At 41.3% G+C, this 25988-nt stretch carries 25 protein-coding genes, 1 tRNA gene and 1 pseudogene; 22 read left to right on the forward strand and 5 right to left on the reverse strand.

Features of this window, described 5'->3' with window-relative positions:
• Window positions 1-10: 10 nt before the first annotated feature.
• A complete protein-coding gene (locus BKH46_RS03710) occupies window positions 11-544 on the forward strand; it encodes a phospholipase D-like domain-containing protein (RefSeq protein WP_253248293.1) in 534 nt (177 codons plus the stop codon).
• On the opposite strand, the gene BKH46_RS03715 is transcribed toward BKH46_RS03710, so the two are convergent.
• On the reverse strand, window positions 538-984 hold the full coding sequence (locus BKH46_RS03715) for a GatB/YqeY domain-containing protein (protein WP_095225484.1): 447 nt from the start codon (window positions 982-984) through the stop codon (window positions 538-540). The two genes, BKH46_RS03710 and BKH46_RS03715, sit on opposite strands and share 7 nt — an antisense overlap.
• A 77-nt stretch (window positions 985-1061) precedes the next feature.
• On the opposite strand from BKH46_RS03715, the gene flgH reads away from it, so the two are divergent.
• The 5 genes from flgH to pseI are packed head-to-tail and all read left to right on the forward strand — an operon-like array spanning window position 1062 to window position 4914.
• On the forward strand, window positions 1062-1760 hold the full coding sequence (gene flgH, locus BKH46_RS03720) for a flagellar basal body L-ring protein FlgH (protein WP_095225485.1): 699 nt from the start codon (window positions 1062-1064) through the stop codon (window positions 1758-1760).
• Entirely contained in the window at window positions 1748-2488 is a 741-nt protein-coding gene (gene pseF / locus BKH46_RS03725) for a pseudaminic acid cytidylyltransferase (RefSeq protein WP_253248294.1), read from the forward strand. Before flgH ends, pseF begins: the two co-directional genes overlap by 13 nt.
• A gap of 44 nt (window positions 2489-2532) precedes the next feature.
• On the forward strand, window positions 2533-3399 hold the full coding sequence (locus tag BKH46_RS03730; protein ID WP_095225486.1) for a hypothetical protein: 867 nt from the start codon (window positions 2533-2535) through the stop codon (window positions 3397-3399).
• Window positions 3396-3908: a UDP-4-amino-4,6-dideoxy-N-acetyl-beta-L-altrosamine N-acetyltransferase gene (gene pseH / locus BKH46_RS03735; protein WP_095225487.1), complete on the forward strand. Its 513-nt coding sequence runs from the start codon at window positions 3396-3398 to the stop codon at window positions 3906-3908. Before BKH46_RS03730 ends, pseH begins: the two co-directional genes overlap by 4 nt.
• On the forward strand, window positions 3901-4914 hold the full coding sequence (gene pseI / locus BKH46_RS03740; RefSeq protein ID WP_095225488.1) for a pseudaminic acid synthase: 1014 nt from the start codon (window positions 3901-3903) through the stop codon (window positions 4912-4914). The genes pseH and pseI overlap by 8 nt, the downstream gene beginning before the upstream one ends.
• On the opposite strand, the gene BKH46_RS03745 is transcribed toward pseI, so the two are convergent.
• Entirely contained in the window at window positions 4875-5360 is a 486-nt protein-coding gene (locus tag BKH46_RS03745) for a Fur family transcriptional regulator (protein ID WP_095225489.1), read from the reverse strand. The genes pseI and BKH46_RS03745 overlap by 40 nt on opposite strands.
• Window positions 5361-5544: 184 nt before the next feature.
• On the opposite strand from BKH46_RS03745, the gene BKH46_RS03750 reads away from it, so the two are divergent.
• The 6 genes and pseudogenes from BKH46_RS03750 to BKH46_RS03775 all read left to right on the forward strand — a co-directional run bounded on the left by BKH46_RS03750 (window position 5545) and on the right by BKH46_RS03775 (window position 12717).
• Window positions 5545-6858 (forward strand): methyl-accepting chemotaxis protein, encoded by a 1314-nt coding sequence (locus BKH46_RS03750; protein ID WP_095225490.1) that lies wholly within the window; start codon window positions 5545-5547, stop codon window positions 6856-6858.
• On the forward strand, window positions 6818-7975 hold the full coding sequence (locus BKH46_RS03755; RefSeq protein WP_253248295.1) for a pyridoxal phosphate-dependent aminotransferase family protein: 1158 nt from the start codon (window positions 6818-6820) through the stop codon (window positions 7973-7975). Before BKH46_RS03750 ends, BKH46_RS03755 begins: the two co-directional genes overlap by 41 nt.
• A gap of 8 nt (window positions 7976-7983) precedes the next feature.
• Window positions 7984-9897 (forward strand): annotated as a pseudogene (locus BKH46_RS03760) (PBP1A family penicillin-binding protein); the annotation flags it as partial.
• A 161-nt stretch (window positions 9898-10058) separates the two neighbouring features.
• Complete coding sequence (locus BKH46_RS03765; RefSeq protein WP_095225492.1) at window positions 10059-10610, forward strand: DUF507 family protein; 552 nt, start codon at window positions 10059-10061, stop codon at window positions 10608-10610.
• A complete protein-coding gene (gene carA / locus BKH46_RS03770) occupies window positions 10610-11731 on the forward strand; it encodes a glutamine-hydrolyzing carbamoyl-phosphate synthase small subunit (protein WP_095225493.1) in 1122 nt (373 codons plus the stop codon). Before BKH46_RS03765 ends, carA begins: the two co-directional genes overlap by 1 nt.
• Window positions 11731-12717, forward strand: a complete 987-nt coding sequence (locus BKH46_RS03775) for a DNA cytosine methyltransferase (protein ID WP_095225494.1) — start codon at window positions 11731-11733, stop codon at window positions 12715-12717. Before carA ends, BKH46_RS03775 begins: the two co-directional genes overlap by 1 nt.
• 23 nt (window positions 12718-12740) lie before the next feature.
• Here the strand turns inward: BKH46_RS03775 and BKH46_RS03780 are convergent, their stop codons facing one another.
• Window positions 12741-15419 (reverse strand): valine--tRNA ligase, encoded by a 2679-nt coding sequence (locus BKH46_RS03780; protein ID WP_095225495.1) that lies wholly within the window; start codon window positions 15417-15419, stop codon window positions 12741-12743.
• Between the two features lie 86 nt (window positions 15420-15505).
• Here BKH46_RS03780 and fliW point away from each other — a divergent pair, with 86 nt between their 5' ends.
• The 6 genes from fliW to BKH46_RS03805 all read left to right on the forward strand — a co-directional run bounded on the left by fliW (window position 15506) and on the right by BKH46_RS03805 (window position 20397).
• The gene (gene fliW, locus BKH46_RS03785) at window positions 15506-15901 is read left to right on the forward strand and encodes a flagellar assembly protein FliW (protein WP_095225496.1); all 396 of its coding nucleotides are present in this window, start codon (window positions 15506-15508) and stop codon (window positions 15899-15901) included.
• Between the two features lie 29 nt (window positions 15902-15930).
• Window positions 15931-16995 carry an undecaprenyldiphospho-muramoylpentapeptide beta-N-acetylglucosaminyltransferase gene (gene murG / locus BKH46_RS03790; protein ID WP_095225497.1) on the forward strand — a complete coding sequence of 355 codons (1065 nt, stop codon included), beginning with the start codon at window positions 15931-15933 and terminating at the stop codon, window positions 16993-16995.
• A gap of 735 nt (window positions 16996-17730) precedes the next feature.
• Window positions 17731-18483, forward strand: coding sequence for an HpaA family protein (locus tag BKH46_RS03795; RefSeq protein WP_095225498.1), 753 nt, complete (start codon window positions 17731-17733; stop codon window positions 18481-18483).
• Between the two features lie 161 nt (window positions 18484-18644).
• On the forward strand, window positions 18645-19235 hold the full coding sequence (locus BKH46_RS03800) for a hypothetical protein (protein ID WP_095225499.1): 591 nt from the start codon (window positions 18645-18647) through the stop codon (window positions 19233-19235).
• A gap of 243 nt (window positions 19236-19478) precedes the next feature.
• Window positions 19479-19706: a hypothetical protein gene (locus BKH46_RS09455; RefSeq protein ID WP_172402547.1), complete on the forward strand. Its 228-nt coding sequence runs from the start codon at window positions 19479-19481 to the stop codon at window positions 19704-19706.
• Window positions 19678-20397, forward strand: coding sequence for an outer membrane beta-barrel protein (locus BKH46_RS03805; protein ID WP_172402548.1), 720 nt, complete (start codon window positions 19678-19680; stop codon window positions 20395-20397). Before BKH46_RS09455 ends, BKH46_RS03805 begins: the two co-directional genes overlap by 29 nt.
• Before the next feature lie 53 nt (window positions 20398-20450).
• Here BKH46_RS03805 and fabG read toward each other — a convergent pair whose 3' ends face one another.
• Together fabG and rpsU are read right to left on the reverse strand one after the other, a co-directional pair.
• Window positions 20451-21194: a 3-oxoacyl-ACP reductase FabG gene (fabG, locus tag BKH46_RS03810; RefSeq protein WP_095225501.1), complete on the reverse strand. Its 744-nt coding sequence runs from the start codon at window positions 21192-21194 to the stop codon at window positions 20451-20453.
• 138 nt (window positions 21195-21332) lie between these two features.
• Window positions 21333-21545, reverse strand: coding sequence for a 30S ribosomal protein S21 (gene rpsU, locus BKH46_RS03815; protein WP_095225502.1), 213 nt, complete (start codon window positions 21543-21545; stop codon window positions 21333-21335).
• A gap of 139 nt (window positions 21546-21684) precedes the next feature.
• Between rpsU and BKH46_RS03820 the strand changes: the two genes are divergently transcribed.
• From BKH46_RS03820 to BKH46_RS03835, 4 genes are all read left to right on the forward strand, one after another.
• Window positions 21685-21761 (forward strand) — tRNA-Arg (locus BKH46_RS03820).
• A 252-nt stretch (window positions 21762-22013) separates the two neighbouring features.
• Window positions 22014-23477, forward strand: coding sequence for an amino acid permease (locus BKH46_RS03825; protein ID WP_253248298.1), 1464 nt, complete (start codon window positions 22014-22016; stop codon window positions 23475-23477).
• Window positions 23458-24432 (forward strand): arginase family protein, encoded by a 975-nt coding sequence (locus BKH46_RS03830; protein WP_095225504.1) that lies wholly within the window; start codon window positions 23458-23460, stop codon window positions 24430-24432. Before BKH46_RS03825 ends, BKH46_RS03830 begins: the two co-directional genes overlap by 20 nt.
• 113 nt (window positions 24433-24545) lie before the next feature.
• Window positions 24546-25970, forward strand: a complete 1425-nt coding sequence (locus BKH46_RS03835) for a Do family serine endopeptidase (RefSeq protein WP_095225505.1) — start codon at window positions 24546-24548, stop codon at window positions 25968-25970.
• Window positions 25971-25988: the final 18 nt, after the last annotated feature.

Raw genomic sequence — 25988 nt, forward strand, 5'->3', positions numbered from 1 at the left:
AGGGAAAATGATGTCAATGCGACCTAATAAACTCTGGCTGATCGTGTTTTTAACTACTTGGCTTGCTGCAAGCCAAAGCATTTATTTCATGCCCTATGAACAAAAAGACGCCCTCAAAACACTCATCAATTCCATCAACACAGCTACAAAAAGTATCGATGTCGCTATCTATAGTTTCACAAATAGAGAAATCGCTAAATCACTCAAAAATGCTGCCAAAAAGGGAGTAAAAATCAGGATTATCTATGATTATGAATCCAACAAAGACAATACCTACTCCACCATTGGTTATTTGAGTAAATACAACCATATCCAAACTTGCTTACTCCAAGGTAAAAAGGCAAAAAATCGCAAATACAATGGCATCATGCACCAAAAACTAGCCATCATCGATAATCATACAATCTTTGTTGGCTCAGCAAATTGGAGCAAAAACGCCTTTGAAAACAACTATGAACTGCTTGTAAAAAGCAACGATGGGGCTATGATTACAAAAGCCAATAGCTTTTTTAGCAAGATGTTTGCGCAATGCCAGCCTTATTGATTCAAAAGCTGCTTGACTTTCATAGCGATACGACGCCCATCAGCCACTTCCCCTAGGTGCTTGAGTGCGCCCATTGCTCTACCCATATCTTGCGGTGTTTTTGCACCGATTTGAGTCAGTGTGTGCTTGATGGCATTTTCTAGCTCTGTATCTGTGAGCTGTTTGGGTAAATACCCCAAAATAATCTCCATTTCAGCACTTTCTTTTTCAAACAAATCAAGTCGATTAGCATTTTTATAAGCCATAGCAGCGTCCTCTCTTTGCTTATAAGCTGTTTTTAAAATAGCAATCACTCCACTATCATCAAGTGTCTTTCTGGTATCAACTTCAACTTGTTTGAGCGCACTATTGAGCAAACGGATTGTATCGCGCTTGAAGCTATCGCCTTGTTTCATGGCGTCTTTAAGGTCTTGGGCCATTTTTTCTTTGATTGCAGACATTGGTATCCTTTGGAATAAACTTTGCTTTTATTATAGCAGATAGCAATGCTTGATGTGAAAGTATTTAAGGATAAGAAATGCGAGTTTTTTTGATGGTCGTGTTTGTGCTCGGGGCACTCCAAGCCTATGAGCCCCAGATTGATTTGTTCCCGCCTAAATATGTTGAAGAAATGCCTGCTAAAGAGTTTGTCCCTGAATTTAGCAAGCCCGGTAGTCTTTTTGGGCAAGGGGAGCGGCCTTTGTTTGCAGATCGGAGAGCGATGAAGCCTGATGACCTCATCACGATCATCATCTCTGAAAATTCTAGTGCCAACTACAGCACATCTAAGTCTTATAACACAGCCTCAGGGGGCAACTCCACCCCTCCAAGACTCGACTACAATGGCGATAATGAAGAAAAAAAGCAATCTGCACAATTCTTAAACGATAGGACAAACTACAGCCTCACCCAGCCCAATCACAATAGCAATTTCAAAGGAGGGGGCACGCAAAACAAAAACGAAAACCTCACACTCAATATCACTGCAAGAATCATCAAAGTGATGGAAAATGGGAATTATTTTATCTATGGCAACAAAGAAGTTTTAGTCGATGGAGAAAAGCAAGTCCTTAGAATCAGTGGGGTCATACGCCCTTATGACATCAGCAGAAACAATACGATTGAATCCAAATTTATCTCGGATGCCAAGATAGAATATACCAATATCGGTGCACTCAGCAATACCAATAAGAAAAAATTCGCCACAGACGCGCTTGAAACCCAATGGCCTTATTGATATGTGAGTTTGCTAGAGCCATGAAAAAAGTCGCCATTATCCCTGCAAGAGGTGGAAGCAAACGCATTCCCAAGAAAAATATTCGCCCCTTTTGTGGTCTGCCTATCATTGCTTATTCGATCCAAAATGCCCTAAAAAGTGGAGTATTTGATAGTGTTATTGTCAGCACTGATGATGAAGAAATCGCGCAAATCGCGCAAAGCTATCAAGCCACAATCCCTTTCATGCGCCCCAAAGAGCTAGCATCTGATACCACTCCTACAATCCCTGTAATCGCGCACGCTGCCCAAGCACTCCATCTATCGAGCACCGATCTTGTCTGCTGTCTTTACCCCACAGCCCCGCTATTGCTGCCAGAGCATATTATCAAGGGACTCCAAAAGCTGATGGCAAATCCCCAAAAACTTTATGCATTTTCGTGCGTTCGCTTTGATTCTAACCCTTATCGGGGATTTTTGATTGAAGATGAAACAATCTCAATGCTATTTCCAGAGCACTCCTTGAGCCGCTCACAAGATCTCAAAGAAGTCTATCACGACGCAGGGGCGTTTTATTGGGGGAGGGTGCACGCTTTTTGTGGGGGCAAAAACATCTTTGCAGACCACTCTTTAGGGATCAGTCTGCCTAGAATATTTGTCCAAGATATTGATACACTCGATGATTGGGAGCTTGCTGAGCTCAAATACCGATTCAAGCACCCCACACCTCCCCAACCTCTATGCCCATAAAGATATTTTGCGAAGCGAGCAAACATCAAGGATTGGGGCATTTAATGCGGTGCTATCGCCTAAAAAATCTGCTAAAAACCCTAGGCTATCAAGCTACCATCTATCAACGCGGCGCACAAGCTTTCCCCCTCTCAGACTGCCATCACGATTGGCTAGTGACCCTGCCAAATGGCCTTACCTCTGAAGATATTGTCTTTATCGATAGCTATGAGGCAAATCATGCATTTTATACAGATGTCAGCAAGCAAGCAGGCCAACTCTTTGTCTTTGATGATTACCATCGTATCCCCTACCCCCCTAATGCTATCATTATCAATGGTGCATTGGGAGCTAAAAGTCTGTATAAAGCGACACAAAACTGCCTAGCAGGGATAGAATACTCCCTCATCGATCGCATATTTTTAAATACCAAAAAACCTAAAAAATATCTCCGAGATCTTTTTATAGCCTTTGGTGGCACAGATCCTTTGGGCTATACACAAAAAGTCGCTAAAATCCTCCAAAACAGCCCCTATCATCTCCATATCATCACGCCCACGCCCTTTGAAATCCCCCATAATGCACCCATCACGCTCTACTCCAATCTTTGCGCTGCACAAATGGCTGCTTTAATGCATCGCTGCGATGGGGCAATATCTGCAGGGGGAGGCACGCTCATTGAACTGGCTATGGCGCAAGTCCCCACGCTCATCATACCCACAGCTTCAAATCAAACATTTCAGGCCAAAAACTGGGAAAATACAGGTGCAATGCAAATCAGCAATCTGCACGCACTCCCCCAAGATCTCAAAGCATTAGAGTCCGTAGATAAACGAGCTATAATGATTGCGCAATATCAAAATATCCCCTTTGGCACACTCCTTGCAAGCCAACTCCAAGCAATCCTCACAAAACCAAGGAGCAAGAGATGAATTTCACTATCGGCGATATATTGGCCTTAAATTTCACGCATTTGAGCGATATGCAATCCCTGGAAGTCTTGAGTTTTAGAAACAATCCCCAAACCTCACGATGGATGTATGCACAAACGATATTTTTAGACACCCATCTCCAATTCATCACCGAGCTCAAATCCAATCCCAACAGCCACTACTGGCTATTCAAAAAAGGACAGATTTCACTGGGCGTAGGCTCACTCACAAGAATCAACAAAACCCATCGCCACGGCTATTTAGGGCTATACAAAAACCCCGATCTCCAAAATGTAGGCAAAGAAATCTTAGCAAGCCTTGAATATATCGCCTTCAAAGAATTTGCCTTGCATACTCTGCATTTAGAAGTGATGGCAAGCAACCAAAAAGCTATCAATTTTTATCAAAAGCACCAATACCACCTAGAGGGGCGATTGATAGAATTTATCTATCACAACCATACCTATGAAGACGCACTGATATACACCAAAAGGAATCCATATGCCTAGACCCATGATTATAGCCGAGCTGAGTGCTAACCACAACCAAAGCCTAGATATCGCCAAACAATCCATTTTAGCGGTCAAAAAATGCGGTGGGGATGCTATCAAACTCCAGACTTATACCCCTGATTGCTTGACTTTAGATGTGCAAAACCCTTATTTTCAGATCCACTCAGGCACACTTTGGGACGGCAAAACTCTCTATGAGCTCTATGAAGAAGCTTACACCCCTTGGGAGTGGCACGTAGAGCTTTTTGAGCTTGCAAGAAGCGTTGGACTCAAGATATTCAGCTCGCCTTTTAGTTTGGAAGCCCTTGAACTTTTAGAATCGCTCCAATGCCCTATGTATAAAGTAGCAAGCTTTGAAATCACAGATACAGACCTCATCTACCATATCGCTAAAACCCATAAACCCATCATCATCTCAACAGGCATTGCCACAGAAGAAGAGATACTCCAAGCGCTCCAAGCCTGCAAAGAAGCAAACAACCACGATATCACTCTACTCAAATGCACCAGCGCCTACCCCGCCCCACTCCAAGAAGCAAACTTGCTGTCTATGCCTGAATTGGGTAAAACATATGGTGTCAAATATGGGCTATCTGACCACACACAAGGCCCTTTATCAGCGATTATTGCTACAAGCCTTGGGGCAGTGATGATAGAAAAACATTTTATTTTAGACCGAGCTTTGGGCGGCCCTGATAGTGCTTTTAGTATGGACGCGCAAGAGTTTGAAGCGATGGTTACACAAATCAACCTCACCACACTCGCACTCGGAACGCCACACCCAAAGCCCCAAACAGATAAAATCAAACAACAACGCAAATTTGCCCGCAGTCTTTTTGTGTCTGAAGATATCAAAAAAGGGCAAAAACTAGATACTAGCAATATCCGATCTGTCCGACCATCAGATGGCTTGCCCCCTAAATATCTCAAAGAGATCATAGGGAAAAGGGCAAGCAAAGATCTCTACAGAGGCAAACCGCTAGAATTTGGAGATTTTGTTTGATTTTTTTGGCATTTTTGGCAGATGACAAATAGCTTCATATTGTGGCTGATGAGCTTGGAGTGGTATTTTTGAGCGACTTTGATTTGTCTTTCTTCGATTTCAGGATCGACAAACTCGATAATCTCCCCACAATGCAAGCAAATGATGTGGTCGTGGTGCTCTTTGGCTGCAATCTCATATCTCCTGCCACTTTTATCTGCCTCCAATGCGGTGATAAAATTTTCTTTTTCTAAAAAGCTCAATATCCGATAAACTGAAGAAATGCTTGTTGTGCGATCTTTGACTTTCACTTCTGAAGCGATTTCTTCAGGGCTTAAATGTGTCCCGCTTTTATAGAGGACTGAGAGAATCTCTTCTCTTTGTTTGGAGTTTTTCAAGCCACTTTTTCTAATCGAAGCCCGCAATCTCTCTAATATAGACTCTAATGTTTCTAACCTATTTTGCATATCAACCCCCTATTTTTTCAGAATTTCAACAAAACTATATTCTATACTAAATTAATACCTTTTAGGTTTATATAAGTATTTTGTAAAATAAAACCAACCTTGCACTATTTTAATAAATTATTGGGCAAAAATCAATATAATACAACGATTATCAAATCTAACAAAAGCAGTGAGGTGGAATCAAATGTTTGGAAGCACGAAAAATTTTCAATTACAACTGGCTCAAAAAGATGCTGAAATCATACAACTCAAAAATAAATTAGAATTCTATAAAATGCTATCAGAATTTTCTCTCACAGAAGCCCTCATCGGTATCAAAAATGGGAAAATTGTTTTTAAAAATGAAAACGCCCTTAAAATCCCCCAACTCGATGAAATCATCACTTGTTTGAGTGAAGACACGAGCCATATCTCTACTAAAAATAAATTTTTCAAAACCAAAAGTCGCACGATTGGGGACACTATCTATTATGCGCTTTTAGAAGTTGAACCTGTATTTGAGAAAAATAACGGGCTTGACTTGTTCCAGACTTATCACACAAGTATCAAAGAAGGTATTTTAGAAGCCCAAAATTCATTTCAAAGCATACTTGCTGAAAGCAAGAGTATCCTAGAAAAGGCTGTTTTTGCTGAGAAAAATGGTATCCAAGGGCTAGACAATAGTATCAAAGCCTCTGCAAATATCAACAATCTCTATGAAAAAATGCAAAACGCCATTATGCTAGTCAATTCGCTCACCCAACGCAGCAATGAAATCACCAATGTGATCTCCTTGATTGATGATATCGCTGAACAAACCAATCTCTTAGCACTCAATGCAGCCATTGAAGCAGCAAGAGCAGGGGAGCACGGCAGGGGCTTTGCAGTCGTGGCTGATGAAGTGCGTAAGCTCGCTGAAAAAACCCAAAAAGCCACTAAAGAAATCGCTATTGTTGTCAAATCCATGCAGCAAGAAGCAAGCGATATCCAAACAAGCACCGATGAAACCAACCATATCACCGAAGAAGTCAAGGAAAATATCAGCGAAATCAGACAAATTGTCAGCACACTCAAAGAAGGTGCGCAACTAGCAAAATATGCCATCTATAACTCCAACAATCGCATATTCTGTGCCCTAGCTAAGCTCGATCACACCGTCTATAAAAACAATCTGTATGCCCTGCTCTTTAAAATCTCTGATTCCTTCAACCAAGTCCAACACCAAAACTGCCGCTTAGGCAAATGGTATTTTGAGGGCGATGGGAAGCAATATTTTTCTTCAACACAAGGCTATAAAAATCTCGATAGTTTCCACGCTGCTGTGCATACAGAAGCCAATGCATTGGCAAAAACGCTCCTAGATAGCCCGACTTTCCCAACCAAAACCTTCATCGATCAAAAAATCTCTTCCATGGAAGACAATAGCCGCAGTGTGATGAAAAGTATCGATGAAATGCAACGCGAAAAACAAGAAGAAATTGGCAAAATTATCCAAGCTAACTCCACAGAGAAAAAATAACTTTGCAATGTTTAGCAAAGAGCTTGCTGCCATCAAACACGCCCATCTCTATAGAGAACGCAAGATTTTTGCAGACTCTATCAGAGATTTTGCCTCTAATGACTACTTAGGTCTTGCCCAAAAAAGAAAGCTCGCCCATAAAGCCTATCAACTCATCAGCACACAGCACAGCCACGCTCCCAAGGCTTCTATGCTAGTCAATGGCTATTGTGCTTTGCACCGCCAACTCGAACAAGAGCTCAAAACGCTCAATGGCTTTGAAGATTGCGTGCTTTTAGGCAGTGGGTTTTTAGCAAATATTGCTTTATTTGATGCCTTAGTGCGTAAAAATGACAAAATTTATATCGATGAAAAATACCACGCCAGTGGTATGTATGCTGCAAAAAGCTTGGGCGAGAGGGCTGTATTTTTCAAACACAACGACCCCCAAGCCCTCCTTGAAGCCATTGACGCAGCCCCGCCTAAAGGCAGAGTGATCATTGCGATTGAGGGGGTGTATTCGATGGACGGAGATATTGCCAAAAAGGATTTCGCACAAATTGCTTGCTTGAAAAATGCCCTGCTTATTGTTGATGAAGCCCATAGCAGTGGGTGTATTGGAAAGAATTTATTGGGATATTTTGACTACCATAACCTCTCCATTGCCCCTAATTTCATCAAAATGGGGACATTTTCAAAAGCTTATGGGAGCTATGGGGCTTATATACTCGCAAATAAGGGCGTGATTGATTTTTTATGCAATCGCGCTAAAAGTATCATCTACACCACAGCCCTCTCAGTATTTGACACTGCCCTAGCCCTAGTCAATCTCGCTTATATCCAAAAACACAAACAAAAACTAGCTCAAAAAATCCACGCTCAAAAATCTCTGGCCCAAAAAATCCTCGCACGCTCCTTGAATCGCCCCATAGATACAATGATCCTCACAATCCCCTTTAGCAATACTCTTTGTATGCTCCAAGCCCATCAAGAGCTCTTTGATCTGGGATTTTTAGTCGGGGCTATCAGAAAACCAACGGTTCCAACACCTATATTGCGTGTTGTTTTATCCATCAAAAATACTCCCAAGCAAACAAAAAAATTGTGTAAAATAATCAGAAACTACTCGGGTGCATAAGGTCTGTGATGTTGAAAAAAATCATTATGCTGATTTTAGGTATATTTGTCGCATCGATTGCTATTTATATCGGGGTTTTATGGGTGGATTTGCGTGATGATATCGATAAAATCAAAAACTACCACCCCCAATTGGCCACACAAATATTTGATCGCAAAAATCGCTTGATTTCTAATATCTATGACACAGAGTTCCGATTTTATGCACATTTTGATGAGATCCCCCCTAAGATGGTCGAAGCACTTTTGGCCGTAGAAGACACGCTTTATTTTGAACACGGCGGGATCAACTATGATGCTATCTTGCGTGCAATGATTAAAAATATCAAAAATGGAAAATATCTCGAAGGGGGCAGCACCATCACCCAACAGCTCATCAAAAATATGGTGCTCACGCGCGATAAAACAATATCCCGCAAGCTCAAAGAAGCACTATTATCGATACAAATCGAACAAGTTTTAAGCAAAGAAGAGATTTTAGAGAGATATTTCAATCAGACATTTTTTGGTCACGGATATTATGGTGTCAAAACTGCTGCTATGGGCTATTTCAAAAAGCCCCTCAATCGCTTGAGTCTTAAAGAAATTGCTATGATTGTAGCACTCCCAAGAGCCCCTAGTTTCTATGATCCGACTAAAAATTTAGATTTTTCCTTGAGCCGTGCTAATAACATCATCACGCGTATGTATAACCTAGGCTGGATCAGCAAAGAAGAATACACAAAATCCCTCTCTGAAATCCCCCAAGTCTATAATCAAACGCTCACTCAAAACGCAGCCCCTTATGTGACTGATGAAGTCTTAAAGCAACTCAGTGCAATCCCTGATATCAAAACAGGGGGCTATCGTATCCAACTCAACATCGACCTAGACTACCAAAAACTCGCACAAGAAGCCCTAAAATTTGGCTATGAAAATATCAAAAAAAGATTGGATAAAAACAAACCCCAAGCGACCATAGAAGAAGAACTCACACAATATGATTCCCTCAATGGTGCGATGGTTGTTACAGACACTCAAACAGGTAAAATACTCGCTTTAGTCGGTGGGATCGACCATAGCAAAAGTGCTTTCAATCGTGCCACACAAGCCAAAAGGCAATTTGGCAGCAGTATCAAGCCCTTTATCTATCAAATCGCATTTGATAGCGGGTATTCAACGGCTACTGCTGTCCCTGATGTCGCTAGGAGTTTCAACAAAAAATACAACACCGACACAGAAGTGCTCAATGACACTGAAGAGCAAAAAGATGAATATTGGCGCCCCAATAACTTTTCTAAGAGTTTCAAAGGGCTCGTAACACTCAAAGAAGCCCTAAGCCACTCGCTCAATCTTGCTACGATCAATCTAGTTGAAATGGTGGGCTTTGATAAGGTCTATAACCAGCTCCAAGAATATGGCTTCAAAAATGTCCCCAAAGATATGTCTATCATCTTAGGGAGCTTTGCTATCTCGCCCCTAGAAGCCGCAAAAGAATATTCAATCCTCTCCAACTACGGCACGATGGTCCAGCCCACATTGATTGCAAGTATCACAGATAAAGAGGGCAATACACAGACCTTTGAGCCCATTGAAATCAAAGAAGTTACCACGCCCCAGCAAGCCTTTTTGACCCTATCTATCCTCAAAGAAGTTGTTTCTAAAGGCACAGGAAGACGCGCTCGAGTCAAGGGAATAGAAATAGCAGGCAAAACAGGCACAACAAACAACAACATTGATGGCTGGTTTTCAGGCTTTACCCCCTCAATCCAAGCCATCATTTGGTTTGGCAGAGATGACAACACTCCTATTGGCCCTAGAGAATCAGGGGGCATTGTTTCACCACCTGTGTTTGCACATTTTATGACCAATGTCCTCAAAATCGACCCAGGCTTGAAGCGCAAATTTGATATCCCTGAGGGCGTGGCTAAAAAGACCATCAATGGGAGCGATTACTACTATACACAGACCTCCAAACTCCCTGATAGCAAGCCCCAAGAAACGATTGATGAAAAATTGCTATTTTGATGATTTCCCCATCGGCTTTAAATAGAAATTTACCTAAAACTAGCTAAAATTGACACAATCCAAACTAGAGGTGTGCAATGAGACTGAAACTAAACCATATCCCACATGTAGCCAATAAAATCGCATTAGACATTGCTAACTCCAATCTTTTAGAGCTCAAAGCCCCTATAGAAACCATCGCTGAAGCGGCTAAAAAAATCTTGGAAGAAGATATCAAAAAAGAGCTAGAAATCGACCAAAAAGCAAAAAATCTCTTAGAAGAAAATCTTGATGAAATCGAATTCATGCGTGCTGATGAGAGGCAACTTTTTTGGATGATCAAACGTCAAATTGCTGAGAGAGAAAACTTCCTTTTGTCATGGGAAGACCGATACAACGAACTTTCTCACAAAATCCTTGATGAAATTATTTTAGAGGGTTTTATCCACTTTAGCATATCTGAAAACCTCATCAAAAACCTCATTTTCAAATCCATCGATACCTACTCCAAAATATATGAAGAAATCGAAGAAAATGTGAGCGAAAAAATCAAACACTACAAAAGAAAGCTTTTAGTTGGCACAGATGAATATGAACTGGTCTTTGAAAAGCTATATGAAGAAGAGCTCAGGAGAAAAGGGTTTTTATAATGCGTGCAGTGTATCTTTACTTTGAAAATGGTCTTTTCTTGCAAGGCGAGAGCTTTGGAGCAGAGGGGACGAGCGTAGGCGAGATGGTATTCAATACCTCAATGACAGGCTATCAAGAGATCATCAGCGATCCTAGCTATGCAGGGCAGTTTGTCATATTCAGTATGCCAGAAATCGGTATCGTAGGCACCAATCCCTTAGATATGGAATCAAGGGCAGGATTTTGCAAAGGTATCATTGTCCGCCATTACAATGGATTTTATTCAAATTTTCGCGCCAAGGAGAGCTTGAGTGCGTTTTTGCAAGCGCAAAATATTCTAGGTATTACAGGTATCGACACACGAAGCCTTATCAAAACGATCCGCAACAATGGAGCGATGATGGCAGTAGCCTCTACACAAATCGCCCAGCCCCAAGAACTCCAAAAAATCCTAGAAAAATCCCAAGCCATCGAAAATATCCATCTTGTCCCTGAAGTTTCCACACAAGAAGCCTATCAACACGGGCATTCTGTATTTGACTTCACCACATTGAGCTACGCCCCTAGTCAAACGCATAAAAAAGTCATTGCAATTGATTTTGGTGCTAAAAAAAACATACTCAATGAACTGCACGCTGTGGGCTTGCAAGCAGAGGTAGTGCCCCATTGTTTCCAAGCAGCTGATATCATCAAAAGATTCAACAACAAAGAAATCCACGGAGTCTTTTTATCCAATGGACCAGGCGATCCCTTGATGCTCAAAAATGAAGTCGCACAAATCAAGCTCCTCATAGAGGCAAAAATCCCTATGTTTGGTATCTGTCTGGGACATCAGCTCCTCTCTATCGCGCACGGCTATGACACTTATAAGCTCAAGTTTGGCCACCACGGAGGCAACCACCCTGTCAAAAATCTCATCACCCAAAGTGTAGAAATCACAGCGCAAAACCATAACTATTCTGTCCCTGAAAGTATCTGTGAAATCGCAGAAATCACGCATAAAAATCTCTTTGATGGCACGATTGAGGGGCTTAGATACAAGCACTCACCGATATTCTCCGTCCAGCACCACCCTGAGGCAAGCCCTGGCCCTAAAGAGAGCAAAAACTTATTCAAACAATTTGCTGATATGCTTGCATAATGCCCTATAAAATTATCTCTTTGTTCGCTGGGGCGGGGGGATTGGATTTGGGATTCATGCAAGAGGGCTTTGAGATTGTCTGGGCCAATGAATTTGATAAGCATATTTGGACAACTTATGAGAAAAACCACCATCGCCCCATCAATAAAACCGACTTACGGAAAGTCTTAGATTCCCAAATCCCTGATTGTGATGGTATCATCGGAGGGCCTCCTTGTCAGAGCTGGAGCGAGGCAGGGGCTCTTAGGGGGATTGATGATGAGAGAGGGAAACTATTTTTTGAATTTATCCGAGTGCTCCAAGCCAAAAGACCTCGATTCTTTGTCGCTGAAAATGTATCGGGTATGCTTGCTGCAAGAAATACAAAAGCTGTTGCAACCATCAAAGAAATGTTTTGTGCTGCGGGCTATCATCTCTATATGCAGCTTTTAAATGCCAATGATTTTGGAGTCGCCCAAGATAGAAAAAGGGTCTTTTATATCGGGATTAGAGATGATATCACACAACCTTTTTGCTTCCCCAAGCCTCAAAGCTATAAACCTGTGCTTAAAGATGTGATTTATGATCTTAAAAATAACGCACTCCCAAGGGTAGCTCAAAGCAATCAAATCTGCAAAATCCCTAACCACGAATACCCCATCGGGGGATTTTCCACCATCTATATGTCGCGCAATCGTGTGCGGGGCTGGGAAGAGCCAAGTTTCACTATCCAAGCAAGCAGCAGGCACGCCCCTATCCACCCTGATGCACCCAAAATGGTATGCATAGCACCCGATCGCTTTGTTTTCAAAGCAGGATATGAACATCTCTATCGCCGATTATCTGTCAGGGAATGTGCGAGGATTCAAGGCTTTCAAGATGATTTTATTTTCTATTATCACAACATATCTGAAGCTTATAAAATGATTGGCAATGCAGTCCCCGTGCCGCTCTCTCGAGCTATCGCAAAATCTATCATCGCTTGCTTAAATCCAAACTCCCTTTGAGGCAAACCTCTGATACACAAACATTAGGCTTGTATATTTTGCATATCTTCTAGGCTTTGATTGACTTGGATCATTCTATTTTGGGCTTCTTCTAGGTTCTTTTTTGCTTCTGTTAGCACTGCATGAGGGGCGTTTTGGATAAATTTTTCATTGGTTAGCATAGATTGGAGTTTGCTGATTTCTTTTTCGAGTTTTTGCTTTTGTGATTGCAATCGCTTGATAATCTGGCTCAAATCAATCCCCAAAAGACTCAAATGACTCTGGCAATACAACCCCACATCAGAAACGCAGCACGGGGGCTTAGCAGTGGCAATCTCAATGCGTTCGACCTTTGCTAGCTTGGTGGCAAATCTCTGTAACAAAATGCTATCACACTCCCTGCCCTCATTGAGCTCAATAGTGACTTGGGGGATTTCTTTATTCCCAATATCTAAGAGCATTTTTGCTCTTCTGATAGATACAATCACATCTTTGATGGTTTCAAATTCTGTTTCAATCGACATATCTTGTAATGTCTGGCTAGGATAAGGTAACACCATCACAGAAGGAGCGTTTTGGATAGAAGTGCCCTCAAGTTTGTGATAGAGATAATCACTCAAAAAAGGCATATATGGGTGTAAGAGCTTGCAAGCTTCCTTAAACACACTCCCTAGCTCATAGACAGCTAGTTTATCGGCCTTAGCCAATTCGATAAACCAATCACAAAATTCTCCCCACAAAAAGCGATACAAAATATTAGCCCCATCATTGAAACGATAAGTTTCTAAGGCATGGCGCACTTCTTTGGTGGCTAGATTGAGCCTTGATTTTGCATATCTGCCAAGCGGTGTTTGGTAATTTTCAAGCCCCCCTTTACTCTCAAAGCCCCTATGCGTGCCTTGATTTTTTTCTTGAGAATCTGTGTATAACATCAAAAAATTGAGTGCGTTAAAAAGCTTGTTAGCAAAATTCTTCGCAAGCTCGATCACAGAAACAGAAAGTCGGATATCTCGCCCTTGCACACAAAGCATTGCTAGAGCAAAACGCAGTGCATCTGCACCATATTTTTCTATCATCTCTAAAGGATCGATCACATTTCCCTTAGATTTGCTCATTTTCTGACCATTTTCATCACGCACCAAAGCGTGCAAATACACATCTTTAAAAGGCAATGCACCAAGCAAGGATTCCCCACTCAAAAGCATTCTAGCCACCCAAAAAAACAAAATATCAAAGCCTGTAATCAAGGCTGAATTGGGATAAAAATCTTTGAGATCATCAGCTTGCCATTTGCTCCCCTCCCCTGCCTTGCCATTACCCCAACCCAATGTGCTAAAAGCCCATAGCCCTGAGCTAAACCAAGTATCGAGCACATCAGGGTCTTGTGTGAGATTATCGCTCCCACATTGCGGGCAAGTGGGAGTGTCTTGCGTGCTTGCAAAGGTATGCCCGCACACACAAGTCCACACAGGGATTCTATGCCCCCACCATAACTGGCGACTGATACACCAGCTTTTGAGTTCGCGCATCCACGCATTGTAGTTATTTTTCCATTGCGCAGGATAGAAAGTCAGCAAATCTTCATTGACCTTTTGGATAGCTTGCGTGGCGACTTCAGCCTTGACAAACCACTGCTTTGAGATATAAGGCTCGATAGTATTCCCACATCGGTAGCATTTCCCGATTTGATTGGTATAGTCTTGGATTTTTTCTATAAAGCCTGCAGATTCAAGCTTAGCAACAATAGCCTCTCTGGCTTCTAAGCGTTCAAGCCCCTTAAATTCTTGTGCTAAGTCATTGAGTATGCCATTTTTATTAAACACAACTAAAAAATCTAAGCCGTGCCTTTTGGCGACTTCATAGTCATTGAGATCGTGTGCGGGCGTGACTTTCACACAGCCTGTGCCAAATGACGCATCGACATAAGAATCAGCGATAATAGGGATTTCTCTGTCTAAAAGAGGGAGGGAAACTTTTTGTCCGATCAATTTCTGATAACGCACATCATCAGGATTAACCATCACAGCCATATCCCCAAAATAAGTTTCTGGGCGCGTGGTAGCGACAATAAGATTTTCATTTGTGCCTTTGATGGGGTATTTGAGATAATAGAGCTTGCCTTGATTTTCTTCATATTCGACTTCAATATCTGAGAGTGCGCCATCGTGCGTGCACCAATTGACCATATAATTATCTTGTATGATCAGCCCTTGGTTATACCAAGTGACAAAAGCCTCTTTAACAGCATTTTTTAGCCCATCATCCATTGTGAATCGGCTCCGCGACCACGCAGGCGAAATCCCCAAACGCTCCATTTGTTCAAAGATCTTGCCCCCACTTTTTTCCTTCCATTCCCAAACCTTTTGGATAAAGGCTTCTCTGCCGATGTCTTCTTTTTTGATCCCCATAGCAAGGAGTTGTTTTTCGACAATATTTTGCGTGGCAATCCCTGCGTGATCTAGCCCTGGCTGATAGAGGGTCTTATAGCCGTCCATACGCTTATAACGCGTGAGAATATCTTGGAGAGTGAGGGTGAGGGCGTGGCCAATATGCAGCACACCTGTGACATTGGGCGGGGGCATCATGATTGCAAAGGTCTTGCCCTCTTTTTGGATAGACTGATTGCCTGTAATCTCAAAATAATCCCGTTCTTTGCAGATTTTATAAATTGCTTCTTCGATTGCCTTAGGGTTGTAAGATGTGAGCTCTGAGTCCAAACTCATCAAAATATCCTTAAAATTTGGTATAGGTTTTGCTTTTTGGCATTATACAATGATAAGCCCAAAGCAAGCAACTATTAGGAGAAAATATGCTTTATGAATTGAAAGCACCGATTTTAGGTTTTGAAAATATCACACAAATAGAGCTAGAAACAATCGATCCTGTATTTAGCAAAATCAGCAGCCCTGATGGGAGTTTGGATATGGTCTTAGTCAATCCATACGCACTCAGAGAATATTCCTTCAGTATCCCTAAATACATTGAACTGCTCTTAGAACTCGATAAAAACTCTCAAGTGGAGGTTTATTGCGTTGTTGTGCTGCAAAAAGATCTGCAAGAATCTATGGTTAATTTCCTAGCACCTCTTATTTTCAACACACAAAACCATACAGCCGCGCAAATTGCCCTTTCGATGATGGATTATCCCGACTTTGGCTTCAGAGATACGCTCAAGTCTTTTATCCAGCAAGAAGTAGGTGCATGAAGATAGAAGAGTCTTGATAAAGGCACAATATGAATATCGCAATCACAGGTGGGGGAACTGGAGGGCATTTAGCCATCGCTAAAGCACTCGGTGGAGCGCTCATTGAACAAGGCAATCAAGTCATTTACATCGGCTCTATGAGCGGGCAAGATAGGGATTGGTTTGGCGATAAGGGGCTTTTTAGTCATTGCTATTTTCTCAACACTTCAGGCGTCATCAATCAAAAAGGCTTGGGCAAACTTAAATCTCTCTATAAACAGCTCACTGCGCTTGGGTGCGTGAGAAATATTTTTAAAACCCATCAAATCCACTATGTATTGAGTGTAGGGGGCTTTAGCGCTGGGCCTGCAAGCTTGGGGGCGATTTTATTCCGTATCCCGCTTTTTATCCACGAGCAAAACTCCATAAAAGGGGCTTTAAACAAGTTTTTAAGCCCCTTTGCACGAGCAGTTTTTGGGAGCTTTACCCATCAAGGCAAAAACTATATCAAGACTTCCTATCCCATCAGAAGTGAATTTTTCACTCAAGCGCGTATCCGTAAAGCAGTGCGGTGCGTGATATTTCTAGGTGGATCACAAGGGGCTAGAGCTATCAATGATTTTGCGATTTTATGTGCGAAAAAACTCACAGAAAAAGGGATAAAAGTTATCCATCAATGCGGCAAAAACGACTTGGAACGCGTGCGAGAAATCTATAAAAAGCTAGAAATTTTAGAATATATTGATATTTTTGATTTTGATAAAAACTTGGTAGAAAAGATAGCAAGCGCTGATCTGTATGTTGGCAGAGCAGGGGCTAGCACGGTATGGGAGCTGTGTGCTAATGGCTTGAGTGGGCTGTTTATCCCCTATCCTTATGGGGCTAATGACCACCAATACTACAATGCCCTAGAATTCCAAAAAGATGGGCTGGGGCTTATCGTGCGTCAAAATGACCTTTCCCCCAATGCGTTGTTTGATTATATCGATGCACTTGAAATCAGTGATACTGATGGGGTGAAAAATATCTCAAAAATCAGTCTGCGCCTGCGGGATAAAATCAATGCTGATGGGGCAAGTGCAATCATCAAAGAAATTTCAGAGCGCTTAAAATAGCTGATACAATCACCCTAAGATATTCTTGCTATTTTTTTCAATATCATTTTACCTTTTATCAAAAATAGAAAAATTTTCACAAAAGCAAATATTTTAAATACTATAATCATTACCACTCTAAAACCTATCAAATATCTATCGACAATAGACACTAAAAATACACAACCCTCCTTTCATATCCTTTCATATCCTTTCACACCTCCCCAATCAAGCATTATCACGATTTTACATACACATTAAAGAGCAAACACAACCAATAAAATGCAAAATCTGATTGTATCCATAGATAAAATATTTTATATCTTTTTAACCCAAATCCACCTATCAGTCATGATCCATAGGACATAAAATAACTATATAAAAGACTAGATTTTATTACTTTATATACTATTGACAAACCTTTCTGATTAGAATATACTTATCGCCAAGTATTATTTATTTTTAAATAAAAGGAGGGAGGAGGGATTGATGATTTTTCTGTAATTCTTAAGAATATAGCTATTTTGTTGCAATCAATTTTATCAAAAGGAGGTCGGTAAATAATGAAGAATAGTCAAGCACCCAGTATAAGCAAAGCACCTGCTAAAAGTTCAATCTTGGCATTGGCTTTAAATTTTAATCATAAAGGAAAAAATATGAAATAGCAAAAATTGATAAGGTATCCAAAAATAAGGTATCTACTCGCTAGGGCAATGGTATTAGGTTTGAGCATTATCGATTATAAGGAGTATCAATATGAAAATTAAAAGCTTAGCAATCGTTGTGGGATTATTGATGTTTTTAGCAGGCTGTATCGCACCTGTCCAAGATCATATCACCCCATTAAATTTTACTTACCAGACAAAAAACCAACAAGGACCAAAGTCAGATAAAGTGATTTTATTACTTGACCCCTCGATAAATTTTAATAGTGAGGTAAAGGAAACATACGGGGATCAGTTCAAGCAAAATTTAAAACAAGACATAGAAAAAATGTTTATTGGTCAAGGATATAAAGTCATAAGCATTGATGGTTTTGAAGGCGATGATATTCCCTTTGGAAACAGAAAAGATGGTTATTTGGTTGTAAGAGTTGTTGGCAATGTCAATATTGAAAAGAAGATCACAAAAGCGCGGCAAAAAACTCAGTCAAATATATTTGCTGACAATAGTTCAATCGAGGGGACACTCTATGCCTTAGGGAAAATAAAGATTAGCTTTCTTGAGCCACTATCAAGCGAAACTATAGATACAGTCAATGTAGATATAGCCCAAATGAAGCTTCAAGAGCCATTTAAGGTTGAAGCAAAATCATCAGCAGGGATTCTTGGCGATCTCATGGGAGGCGTTGAAACGAGTATTGAGGGTAACTATGATAACAATATCAGAATTATGCTAAACACAATTTTTAGAAAAACAATGGATAAGCTTGATAATAAGATTGTTTATCAGTCAATCAATCAATACCAAAAAGATATCCAAGATATAAAAACTAGAAAAAGATTTTAAGACAAGATACCACATAGACAATCAAGCCTGTGTGGTATTTCAGCTTGATTGGGGCAAGAAACCTCAATCAAATATTTTGGCTTTAAATCATCAGCGGGAGGTGGATTCTTATCCAACGGAGGGGATCTGATTTATATTTATCAATCACAATAAGGAATATGATGAAAAAATTAGCTTTGATTGCATTGGCAATATTAACTTTTGGAATAGGGGCAAATGCTCAAGAGAGCACAGATGGAGCAAACCAAGAGAGCACACAAAATACAAGCAGCAGACAATATGGCTCTATTTTATCCCATTTATCGGGCTATGTTGGTGTTGATTATTCAAACAAAATGTTTAATAATGGATTACTGGGTATTGGTTTTTCTTTGTCTGGAGGGCCTACTTATAAGATTACTAATCGATTTGAAGTAGGGGTCAGAGTAGGGATAGGTCTTGGAGGATATTATCAAGGTGGTGATATTAGTTATATCGTCCCAATAGGTGCTGATGTGCTTTATACATTTAATAAGAATTTAAAAGTATTTGGTGGGACTGAGTTCAATATCGGAGGGATCTATAATGATTGGAATATTTATGCAGCTGTGAAGCTTTTTAATTATATGTTCTTCAAAATAGGCTATATCCCCTATTCTACAGCAACAATACTCCCACCACAAATCAATAAATTCTCCACTCTCAACACACGAGCGACTCAAGCTGCCTCTTCGCCCTCAGGTTGGTTGCTCTCATTGGGATATGGCTTTTAGTGTCTTTAAAACTAAGGCTAAGAGGTAAATCTCTCCTAGCCTTTGGCTTTTGACCCCCCCCCTTTTTTTTCTATCACCCCCCCCATCTATTGCCCTCCTCTATTATCGCCCCATTTCTATCGCCCTGCCAAATCATCAATATCCCCCCACATATCAAACAATCATCAAATCTTTTTTTTATCTTACACGCTAAAATCTCTATAAGAAATCATAAAGGATAGCACAGAATAAGATAGAATACCATTGCTAAAAAAGTTTTGTAGGGTTTCAATCAAATTTCAAAAATCATTGCCTTTTATCGCAGACAATAGGACTTATGGGGCAAAAATCCAAACAAATATCTATAAAAGCAACAGAAATATTACAAGTCAATTCAAGGAGCAGATATTTGGAAAAAATGAAAAAAATGGCTGCAATGGTTCTGGCAACTCCAAGGGCGATGATGGGTTTGGTGCTAGCTTTGGGAGCTAGTGGGCTAGTGAGCATAGCAAGCGCTGATACTATCAAGCCCCAAGCCCAAAAGTCAAGTAAAAATGGCTTTAGTATCGGTGTAGAGGGGAATATAGGCCGCGCTTATAGCTTCAATGACCCCTCGCCGACATACAAACCCACAAGCAATAATGATATGCTGCGTAGCACTTTTATAGACCTAGGATTGATAGGGGCTTATCAGCACTACTTTGGAGAAAATCAAAGGCAAGGTTTTAAAATCTCAGGGCATATTGATTCAGGGATTGGGAGTAGTTGGAGAGAGGTGATTGAAGATGCTGCGCTCACTCTGTCTTATATCCCTATCAAATTTGGGCTTGATATCAAATATCTCTGGGATTTCTTAGAACAAGATGGATACACTCTGGGCGTGCATATAGGCGTGGGGTATGCGTATGATATGTATGAAGATGGGAAGTGGATTTTTAAAGTCAAAGGCAGTGATATAGAGCCTGTAGTCGATGCAAGCCCCATATCTTTAGGGTTTATTTATCCTGTGCTGGGCTTGCATTATTATTATGGACACCATCAGTTTGAGCTGCTCTGGCGTGGGGGCGGGGCGATAGGGGCTACAAGCAAGCCCACTGACACAGACACAACAGGAGAATCGCCACTCTATGTGACGATCATCTCAAATTCTTATGCTACACTCAGCTATGCCTATCGGTTTTAATCGCTCTTAGGGCTGATTTTGGCTCTAAAAGCGATGTGCCAAACAAACAAGGGCTATAAATAAAGCCCTCCATTGACTTTGAGAACTTCCCCTGTGATATAGCTTGAATAATCACTCAATAAAAACGCCACAGCCTCTGCGACCTCTTTAGAACTGCCAAACCTCCCTAATGGGATATTTTTGATATAGTTTTCTTTGATGTCATCTTTTAGCACACGCGTCATATCCGTTTCGATAAAGCCCGGTGTGATGCAGTTGAAACGCACATTTCGAGCAGCCCCCTCATAGGCAAAAGATTTGTTCATCGCAATCATGCCCCCCTTGCTGGCTGCATAGTTTGTCTGCCCGAGGTTGCCCCTTTCTCCGACGATAGAAGCGATATTGACCACGCTGCCAAATCTTTGCTTACTCATGAGCTTGAGCGCTTCACGACAGCCGATAAAGGCTGATTTGAGATTGGCATCGACAATATCCATGAACTCCTCAGTTTTCATTCTGATAGCAAGCTTATCGTTGGTGATACCTGCGTTATTGACCAAATAAGACAATCCCCCATCACAATCAATAATCGTTTTTAAGCCCCCAAGAAAGCCCTCTTCATCAGTAACATCAAAATGGATCAAAGCAGCCTGCCCTCCATTGGCTTCAATCTCTTCTTTGAGCCTATCGGCTATCTCAGGCTTGCTTCTGTAGTTGATCCATACTTTAAGACCAAAGCTAGCCAAAGTTTTAGCGATTTCAGCGCCTATGCTTCTTGAAGCACCCGTTACAAGGACATTTTTGCCACTAAATTTCATTACAAACTCCTAAAATTTTGATGATTGATGGTGATTAAAAAACTAAAAAAGTATATTAACAAAAAACTATTAAGCTTGGAGTAATCAAGAAGATAGGAAAAGCAAAGCACCCCACCCCTTGGAGATGGGGGGAGTGTATCAGAGTCTAGACTCATAGCGTCTGAGCATATAAAGGCGTTTGAGCATTTTTTTCTTAGCATTGATCTTTTGTTTTTTGCGCTTTTCAGTCTTAGACTCAAAAAATCTTCTCGCACGACATTCAGTCACGACTAGATTTCTATCAGTCTGCTTTTTGAACTTACGATAAGCTTCATCAAAAGATTCGCTCTCTCTGACTTTTATACCAGGCATTAAAATCACCTTACTTTCTTTGTAAAATTTGAAGTTTGAAACTTCTAGCTCGCATTATAAGCAAAAAGCATAAAATTAACATAAAAATCAGCAAAATTTTGCTAAAATCCACATTTTTATATTGAATAAAACTTGATTTGTGCCCATAGCTCAGCTGAATAGAGCAACAGGTTGCGGTCCTGTAGGCCGGGGGTTTGAATCCCTCTGGGCACACCATTTAACACACCACCAACGCAAAAAACAATCCCTATATAAGACAATCCATTAAAATATCCACAACAAAAATTTCCATACAACGCTATCATCTCTACACCATCTCTATACCATCAAATCCCCCGATCCAACCACAACAGCTCGATCCAATATTTATTGTAAAATATCAATAAAACTATTGGGGTCTTTCCATCTTGGATATAATCAGCCATTGTATTTGGCAAGATTGAAGCAATCAATAGCAGATTTATGGATATGAAATCTATCTTGAGTAGGGAGCAATTTGTGATAACACCAGAAAAAAATGGGCTTGTTCGGGATATTAAATTACGACATCTTTTGATGATTGCATTTGGAGGGGCGATTGGGACAGGGCTTTTTGTGGGCACAGGGGGGAATATCGCTTCTGCTGGCCCTTTAGGCACGCTCATTGCCTATGCAATCGGTGGGGTCATCATCTATAGCGTGATGTTATCCTTAGGAGAGTTAGCGAGCTATTTCCCCCATACAGGGAGCTTTGGCGATTATGCACACCGCTTCATTGGTCCAGCTACGGGGTATATGATTTTTTGGCTTTATTGGCTGGGGTGGGTGATTAGTGTGGGGATAGAATACATTGCTGTAGGCTTTTTGATGCAGTATTGGTTTCCGAGTGTCCCTGTGTATTGGTGGGTGATTGGCTGTGTGGTTTTGATATTTTTACTCAATTCATTTTCAGTCAAGGTATTTGCAGAAAGTGAGTTTGTGCTGAGTATGATCAAAACAATTGCAGTCATAGCCTTCATCGCTATTGGCTTTGTCGCTATCATCTATCACATTTATCTCAATGGCTTTGGTGCAGTGTTTGCAAATTTTTATTTTGAAAAAGGCGGGCTATTCCCCAATGGCGTGCAAGTGGTTTTAGGGACGATTTTGGTCGTGATTTTTGCCTTTACAGGCACAGAGATTATCGGTGTGGCCGTGGGCGAAACGAAAAACCCCAGTCAGGTCATGCCCAAAGCCATCAAGGCCACTTTAGCGCGTATTGTCTTTTTCTTTATCGGCTCTGTGTTTATCATTTCTGTGTTTTTGCCCATGAACGACTCTACCATCACTCAAAGTCCCTTTGTAAGCGTCTTAGAACGGATTGAACTGCCCTTTTTGAAAGGCGGTATCCCTTATGTAGCTTCAGTGATGAATTTCATCATCATCACCGCGCTCATTTCCACAGCAAACTCAGGACTTTATGGGGCTTCAAGAATGATTTATGGCTTATCTGAGAAAAAAATGTATTTCCCCATTTTTGCTAAGCTCAATAAAAGAGGGACACCGATTTTTGCTCTGTATCTATCGATTATTTTTTCTTTAGTCGCCCTTTTTACAAAGATTTTTGCCCCTGAAGCTGTGATTGAAGCGCTGATTTCAGTGGTTAGTTTCACGGTTATTATCGTTTGGGCGAGTGTGTCTATTTCCCAATACATTTTCAGAAAGCGCTACATCGCATCGGGCAAATCTCTCAAAGACCTCCCTTATAAAGCCCCTTTCACGCCATTGATTCAGATTATCGGGCTTTTGGGCTGTCTGATAGGGATCATCGGAGCGTATTTTGACCCACAGCAGCGCATAGGTATCTGGGCGACATTGGTTTATATTATCTTGTGTTATGGGGTATATTTTATCACCAAAGATAGGTTTGGCAGAGTGAGCAAAGGAGAAGAAGATGTGTTGGCAAGTCGTTGAGATTTATTCAGATATGGGGGCTTCAAAAAAAGGCGCCATACAAGGCGTGGCCTTGCTAGATAGATTACTACAAAAAGAATATCCTGCCCTCCTAGACCAAGCCATCAAAATCATCAACAACCCCTCCACTGCTATCTACAAAAGCTCCACAAATCAAGACAAAAAACAAGCCTTACTATGGGAGTATTGCAAAAATATCCAAGATATCTATGCATTTTTTAGCACACAACTCATTCCTACAATCGAGCATATCGCTTCAAATCAGGGACTCCCGCTCATTATCAGCGGGGATCATACAAACGCACTGGGCACAATCCAAGCCCTCAAGAAAGTCTATGCGCCCAAGTCAATGGGGATTATCTGGATTGATGCGCACGCAGACTTGCATACGCCCTATGACACTTCTTCGGGCAACCTCCATGGTATGCCATTAGGGGGCTTGCTCCATCTGCCCGCACAAGGGACTAACTCACTTGACCCAAAAGCACAGGCACAATGGGAGGCACTATGCTCTCTAGGAGGGGAGAACACAGAGGGCAATCCTTTAAAACTCGTTTATATGGGCGTGCGGAGTATGGAAAAATCCGAACAAGATGCGATCAAACATTATCAAATCCCCCTTTTTACTATCGATGCAATGCGTCAAGATATGGTCGGGGTGATCGATCAAGTCATGATTGCATTGCAAGGGGTGGAGTGTGTGTATTTGAGCGTTGATGTTGATGTGCTTGATGGCAAGTTATTCACTTCTACTGGCGTGAGGGAAAATCACGGGCTGTATGTGAGTGAGCTAGATTTGTGCTTGGAGCTTTTAATCAAGAGATTACACCAAAGGCTTGTTGCTGTTGAATTCACTGAGTTCAATCCCGAGCTCAAAGACTCTTCTCCCAAAGACAATGCAATCATCGCAAACACCATCTCAAAAGCCATCACACTGCTCACATCAAAGCCTTAACCCCTTTTTTTAAAAGGACACCACACAATCCCAACACAATTTTTCAGTTTTTTAAGCATTTATTATTTTGGTCTAGAATTTCCTTTAAATCACCTTAAAAATAGGAGTTATTTATGAAATACAAGGTCATCATCAGTGCTATTTTAGCTGGAGCTTTGAGTTTAGGAGCCTTTGGTATCGAGGATATGCCCGCTGTGAGCAAACGAGTCAGTCCAGATGTGTCTTTGAACGCTGTGTATTCTTATAATGCTTCAGTCAAAGAAGCAACCAAGGCAGTAGTCAATATCTCTACACAAAAAAAGATCAAAAACCAAGTGACAAACAACCCAATGTTTAACGACCCGTTTTTTCAGCAGTTTTTTGGCGATCTCTACAATCAAATCCCAAAAGACAGGATTGAAAGGGCGTTAGGAAGTGGCGTGATCATCTCACCTGATGGCTATATCGTCACCAACAATCATGTCATTGATGGAGCAGACAAAATCACAGTCACACTCCCAGGAAGCACACAAGAATATTCAGCCACCCTTGTAGGGGCTGATAGCGATAGCGATTTAGCCGTTATTCGTATCAACAAGCAAGGCCTGCCTTTTATCAAGTTTTCTGATAGCTCTGATTTGGCCGTGGGCGATTTGGTCTTTGCGATTGGCAATCCCTTTGGCGTGGGCGAAACTGTGACTCAAGGGATTGTTTCAGCGCTGAATAAAAATGGTATGGGTATCAATAACTATGAAAATTTCATACAAACAGACGCCTCCATCAACCCAGGAAATTCAGGGGGCGCACTCATTGATAGCCGTGGCGCTTTGGTGGGTATCAATACAGCGATTATCTCAAGGACAGGGGGCAATCACGGTATCGGCTTTGCAATCCCCTCTAATATGGTCAAAAATGTTGTCACACAACTTGTCAAATCAGGCAAAATCGAGAGAGGATATTTGGGCGTAGGGATCCAAGATATCAGCAATGATCTCAGAGAAACTTATGGAAACAATCAAGGCGCTGTCATCATCAGCCTTGAAAAAGATTCGCCAGCTAAAAAAGCAGGCTTGATGGTATGGGACCTCATCACTGAAGTCGATGGCAAAAAAATCAAAGACGCAGCCGAGCTTAAAAATATTATCGGGTCTTTTGCTCCCAACCAAAAAGTCACTCTCAAATATATCCGGGATAAAAAAGAGCACACCATCACCATCACGCTTGCTGAACGCAAAGGCAATAGCAAAAAAGAAGTCAGTGTCCCCAAAGGCGATATGCAAGGGCAGCTCAGTGGCTTGAAGGTAGAGTCTTTGACCCCACAAATCCGCCAGCGATATAAAATCCCCAATGATATCAATGGCGTGATTGTGACTGCTGTGACTGAGAATTCGCCCGCTGAAAATGCAGGATTTTCTCAAGGGGATATCATCTCACAAATTGAAGATATCAGTATCAAGACAACCACAGATTTCAGCAACGCGCTCAACAAATACAAAGGCAAGACAAAAAAAATCTTAGTCTATAGCAGCAATGGCATTAAAACCATCGTAACCAAATAATCCCTTGCTCCCCTCCAT

Origin of the sequence: Helicobacter sp. 12S02634-8, from assembly GCF_002272865.1 — a bacterium.
Classification (GTDB): domain Bacteria; phylum Campylobacterota; class Campylobacteria; order Campylobacterales; family Helicobacteraceae; genus Helicobacter_J.

Excerpts from the sequence above, each read along its gene's own strand:
- BKH46_RS03730 (WP_095225486.1), top strand. The coding sequence starts at position 2,533 with ATGCGGTGCTATCGCCTAAAAAATCTGCTAAAAACCCTAGGCTATCAA.
- pseH (WP_095225487.1), top strand. The coding sequence starts at position 3,396 with ATGAATTTCACTATCGGCGATATATTGGCCTTAAATTTCACGCATTTG.
- BKH46_RS03765 (WP_095225492.1), top strand. The coding sequence starts at position 10,059 with ATGAGACTGAAACTAAACCATATCCCACATGTAGCCAATAAAATCGCA.
- murG (WP_095225497.1), top strand. The coding sequence starts at position 15,931 with ATGAATATCGCAATCACAGGTGGGGGAACTGGAGGGCATTTAGCCATC.
- BKH46_RS03835 (WP_095225505.1), top strand. The coding sequence starts at position 24,546 with ATGAAATACAAGGTCATCATCAGTGCTATTTTAGCTGGAGCTTTGAGT.
- BKH46_RS03745 (WP_095225489.1), bottom strand. The coding sequence starts at position 5,360 with ATGCAAAATAGGTTAGAAACATTAGAGTCTATATTAGAGAGATTGCGG.
- BKH46_RS03715 (WP_095225484.1), bottom strand. The coding sequence starts at position 984 with ATGTCTGCAATCAAAGAAAAAATGGCCCAAGACCTTAAAGACGCCATG.
- BKH46_RS03795 (WP_095225498.1), top strand. The coding sequence starts at position 17,731 with ATGAAAATTAAAAGCTTAGCAATCGTTGTGGGATTATTGATGTTTTTA.
- rpsU (WP_095225502.1), bottom strand. The coding sequence starts at position 21,545 with ATGCCTGGTATAAAAGTCAGAGAGAGCGAATCTTTTGATGAAGCTTAT.
- BKH46_RS03710 (WP_253248293.1), top strand. The coding sequence starts at position 11 with ATGTCAATGCGACCTAATAAACTCTGGCTGATCGTGTTTTTAACTACT.
- BKH46_RS03825 (WP_253248298.1), top strand. The coding sequence starts at position 22,014 with ATGAAATCTATCTTGAGTAGGGAGCAATTTGTGATAACACCAGAAAAA.
- pseI (WP_095225488.1), top strand. The coding sequence starts at position 3,901 with ATGCCTAGACCCATGATTATAGCCGAGCTGAGTGCTAACCACAACCAA.
- BKH46_RS03805 (WP_172402548.1), top strand. The coding sequence starts at position 19,678 with ATGGGTTTGGTGCTAGCTTTGGGAGCTAGTGGGCTAGTGAGCATAGCA.
- BKH46_RS03830 (WP_095225504.1), top strand. The coding sequence starts at position 23,458 with ATGTGTTGGCAAGTCGTTGAGATTTATTCAGATATGGGGGCTTCAAAA.
- BKH46_RS03800 (WP_095225499.1), top strand. The coding sequence starts at position 18,645 with ATGAAAAAATTAGCTTTGATTGCATTGGCAATATTAACTTTTGGAATA.
- BKH46_RS03750 (WP_095225490.1), top strand. The coding sequence starts at position 5,545 with ATGTTTGGAAGCACGAAAAATTTTCAATTACAACTGGCTCAAAAAGAT.
- flgH (WP_095225485.1), top strand. The coding sequence starts at position 1,062 with ATGCGAGTTTTTTTGATGGTCGTGTTTGTGCTCGGGGCACTCCAAGCC.
- fliW (WP_095225496.1), top strand. The coding sequence starts at position 15,506 with ATGCTTTATGAATTGAAAGCACCGATTTTAGGTTTTGAAAATATCACA.
- BKH46_RS03780 (WP_095225495.1), bottom strand. The coding sequence starts at position 15,419 with ATGAGTTTGGACTCAGAGCTCACATCTTACAACCCTAAGGCAATCGAA.
- carA (WP_095225493.1), top strand. The coding sequence starts at position 10,610 with ATGCGTGCAGTGTATCTTTACTTTGAAAATGGTCTTTTCTTGCAAGGC.
- BKH46_RS03775 (WP_095225494.1), top strand. The coding sequence starts at position 11,731 with ATGCCCTATAAAATTATCTCTTTGTTCGCTGGGGCGGGGGGATTGGAT.
- pseF (WP_253248294.1), top strand. The coding sequence starts at position 1,748 with ATGGCCTTATTGATATGTGAGTTTGCTAGAGCCATGAAAAAAGTCGCC.
- fabG (WP_095225501.1), bottom strand. The coding sequence starts at position 21,194 with ATGAAATTTAGTGGCAAAAATGTCCTTGTAACGGGTGCTTCAAGAAGC.